The sequence below is a fragment of the Shigella sp. FC1661 genome (assembly GCF_001712525.1).
In the GTDB taxonomy this organism is placed as follows: domain Bacteria; phylum Pseudomonadota; class Gammaproteobacteria; order Enterobacterales; family Enterobacteriaceae; genus Escherichia; species Escherichia coli.
The window spans coordinates 1-2,848 of the sequence record NZ_MDGW01000242.1 but is presented as its reverse complement, the minus strand read 5'-3'; the positions used below and the strand labels follow the sequence as shown (position 1 = coordinate 2,848).

Genomic DNA, 2,848 nt, shown 5'->3' with positions numbered 1-2,848 from the left:
GTGCGTACCGGGCTGAGAGGCGGTGTAAGTGAACTGTAGTTGCCATGTTTTACGGCAATGAGAGCAGAGATAGCGCTGATGTCCGGCAGTGCTTTTGCCGTTACGCACCACGCCTTCAGTAGCGGAGCAGGAAGGACATCTGATGGAAATGGAAGCCACGCAAGCACCTTAAAATCACCATCATACACTAAATCAGTAAGTTGGCAGCATTACCAGTTACCTGTTGATAATAAGGTATCGGGTAACTCTCATTATGACAGAGCGCTTTCAAAAACAGGGCTACGAAATGGCGAGCATCCAGACGTATATTAAGAAAGCCCCCATCAACATCTATTAAATTTATCACTGCGCCCAGTCAGGTTTATTTAAGATATGATCCTGCCAGTCAATCACTTCTGATTCTTTCACTGCGATATGACGCACAGAGATACGTTCACCATGCATTGCCGCTTTCGAACCAGTAAGTAGCGGATGCCACACAGGTAAATCTTTACCTTCCGCCAGCAAACGATAAGCGCAGGTCATTGGCAGCCATTCGAATGTTGGCAGATTTTCACGGGTTAATTTAATGCAGTCGGGTTCAAACTCGAAACGACGTTCGTAGTTCCGACATTGACAGGTTTTAATATTGAGCTGGCGACAGGCGACGTTAGTGAAGTAGATTTCGTCGGTGTCTTCATCCATCAGTTTATGCAGGCAACACTGACCGCAACCATCACACAACGACTCCCATTCCGCATCGCTCATTTCGTCCAGGGTTTTACTTTGCCAGAAAGGTACATCGTTCATCAGGTGTTCCGCCATTACGTTAAAACGCACCTTATAACCAGTCTGGCACAGCGATGCAAGTTTTGCCGCCGCTTTCAGGCGGCAAAAAGTATTACAAAACGCGAGTTGTCAAAGAATGCCCATCGAAAGTGACTGTCAGCTCATCACCGCTTTGCAACGGGCCGACGCCATCAGGCGTGCCTGTCAACACAACGTCACCGGCCTTGAGGGTAAAAAACTTGCTCATATAAGCGATCAACGGAACGATTTTATGGATCATGTCCGCAGTCGTACCTTGCTGGCGTTGTTCGCCGTTTACGCTCAGGCCCAGCGTTGTATTTTGTGGATCGCCGGTAAATTCCGCCGCGGGGATAAACCCGGAAAGCGGACAAGAGTTATCAAACGCTTTAGCCTTTTCCCACGGCTGCCCGGCTTTCTTCATTTTTCCCTGAACATCACGCAATGTCAGATCAAGCGCCACGCCGTAACCGGCAATGGCTTTGCGGACATGCTCTTCCGTTGCCTGACGCAGCGTCGCACCAATCAACACCGCCAGTTCGACTTCATGATGAACTGAACCGAAATCGGATGGGATCGCCAATGGCTGCCGCAGATCGCACAGTGCCGTTTCTGGTTTAATAAACAGCACTGGCTCTTCGGGCACTGCGCTGCCCATCTCTTTAATATGTTTGGCATAGTTACTGCCAACACAGACTACTTTACTCACCGGATAATCCAGCAGCGCACCTTGCCAGTTGTGATGTTGATACATAACGTTCCCCTCACCTTATCGTGGATATGAAAACCCGCGCCGACAAAGATAATGCCACCGCCGGATATCGGTTATTTGTTCGTGTCGTCTGTTTTCTGCCCCATGACGGAAAGATGTTGCTTCAGCAAATCTTCGGGTGGTGGCGGTAACTGCAAATAGTAACCTTGCTCGGTTAATGCCAGTTTAACCTTTTCAATATCAGCATTGACCAGTTTCTTCCGCCCATCCAACGGCAGAATCATCGCTAACTGAGGCTGACCAAAACCTTTCATCAGTTCCTCAGGAACACGCGAAAAATCGTCTTTTTTTTCGACATATAAATAGGTCTGGTCACGCTTGCTGCTTCGATAAATCACACAAAACATACTTTTACTCTTTAAGATGCCAGGTTTTGGCATAAGCTAACATCAATGAAACCCGCGCCACAAGCCAGCCAGCTGTAGATTTCTGCGGTTTGTTGAGTCCATGCCCCTTTATAAGTAATCCCCCCGGCAAAAAATGCCGCGCCGGGATTTTACCGAACGCAGAAAAGCCACTGGAATTCTCCCGTTAGGGATTGTTATATTATAACAGTTCATCGTACTCATTCTGAACAGGAGACTACCAATGAAAATCAAGAGCATCAGTAAGGCTGTATTACTGTTTGCACTGCTAACCTCCACGAGCTTTGCTGCGGGTAAGAATGTCAATGTTGAGTTCAGAAAAGGCCATAGCAGCGCTCAGTACTCCGGCGAAATAAAGGGATACGATTACGATACATATACCTTCTATGCCAAAAAAGGTCAGAAAGTACATGTGAGTATCTCTAATGAAGGCGCTGATACTTACCTCTTCGGGCCAGGAATCGATGATTCTGTTGATTTATCCAGATATTCCCCAGAACTCGATCGTCACGGACAATACTCACTCCCTGCTTCTGGCAAATATGAGCTGCGAGTGCTGCAAACCCGAAACGACGGGTAATGCTGCCAACTTACTGATAGTGTTTTATGTTCAGATAATGCCCGATGACCTTGTCATGCAGCTCCACCGATTTTGAGAACGACAGTGACTTCCGTCCCAGCCTTGCCAGATGTTGTCTCAGATTCAGATTATGTCGCTCAATGCGCTGAGTGTAACGCTTGCTGATAACGTGCAGCTTTCCCTTCAGGCGTGATTCATACAGCGGCCAGCCATCCGTCATCCATACCACGACCTCAAAGGCCGACAGCAGGCTCAGAAGACGCTCCAGTGTGGCCAGAGTGCGTTCACCGAAGACGTGCGCCACAACCGTCCTCCGTATCCTGTCATACGCGTAAAACAGCCAGC

At 48.3% G+C, this 2,848-nt stretch carries 5 protein-coding genes and 1 pseudogene; 1 reads left to right on the top strand and 5 read right to left on the bottom strand.

Annotated elements, in window-relative coordinates; all coding sequences use genetic code 11:
* From BFF42_RS14395 to BFF42_RS14380, 4 genes are all read right to left on the bottom strand, one after another.
* On the bottom strand, positions 1–159 hold a 159-nt coding region (locus tag BFF42_RS14395), incomplete at its 3' end, for an IS1 family transposase (RefSeq protein ID WP_032277379.1).
* A gap of 183 nt (positions 160–342) precedes the next feature.
* Positions 343–789, bottom strand: a complete 447-nt coding sequence (locus BFF42_RS14390; protein WP_004982928.1) for a YcgN family cysteine cluster protein — start codon at positions 787–789, stop codon at positions 343–345.
* A 91-nt stretch (positions 790–880) separates the two neighbouring features.
* On the bottom strand, positions 881–1,540 hold the full coding sequence (locus BFF42_RS14385) for a fumarylacetoacetate hydrolase family protein (RefSeq protein ID WP_000284277.1): 660 nt from the start codon (positions 1,538–1,540) through the stop codon (positions 881–883).
* Positions 1,541–1,611: 71 nt separating this feature from the next.
* On the bottom strand, positions 1,612–1,905 hold the full coding sequence (locus BFF42_RS14380; RefSeq protein WP_001297679.1) for a YcgL domain-containing protein: 294 nt from the start codon (positions 1,903–1,905) through the stop codon (positions 1,612–1,614).
* Between the two features lie 241 nt (positions 1,906–2,146).
* On the opposite strand from BFF42_RS14380, the gene BFF42_RS14375 reads away from it, so the two are divergent.
* On the top strand, positions 2,147–2,503 hold the full coding sequence (locus BFF42_RS14375; protein ID WP_000695216.1) for a PPC domain-containing protein: 357 nt from the start codon (positions 2,147–2,149) through the stop codon (positions 2,501–2,503).
* Positions 2,504–2,513: 10 nt separating this feature from the next.
* Here BFF42_RS14375 and BFF42_RS14370 read toward each other — a convergent pair.
* A pseudogene (locus BFF42_RS14370) lies at positions 2,514–2,848 on the bottom strand (IS1-like element IS1X2 family transposase); the annotation flags it as partial.

Coding starts and splice junctions, on each gene's coding strand:
- BFF42_RS14390 (WP_004982928.1), bottom strand. CDS start 789: ATGAACGATGTACCTTTCTGGCAAAGTAAAACCCTGGACGAAATGAGC.
- BFF42_RS14385 (WP_000284277.1), bottom strand. CDS start 1,540: ATGTATCAACATCACAACTGGCAAGGTGCGCTGCTGGATTATCCGGTG.
- BFF42_RS14380 (WP_001297679.1), bottom strand. CDS start 1,905: ATGTTTTGTGTGATTTATCGAAGCAGCAAGCGTGACCAGACCTATTTA.
- BFF42_RS14375 (WP_000695216.1), top strand. CDS start 2,147: ATGAAAATCAAGAGCATCAGTAAGGCTGTATTACTGTTTGCACTGCTA.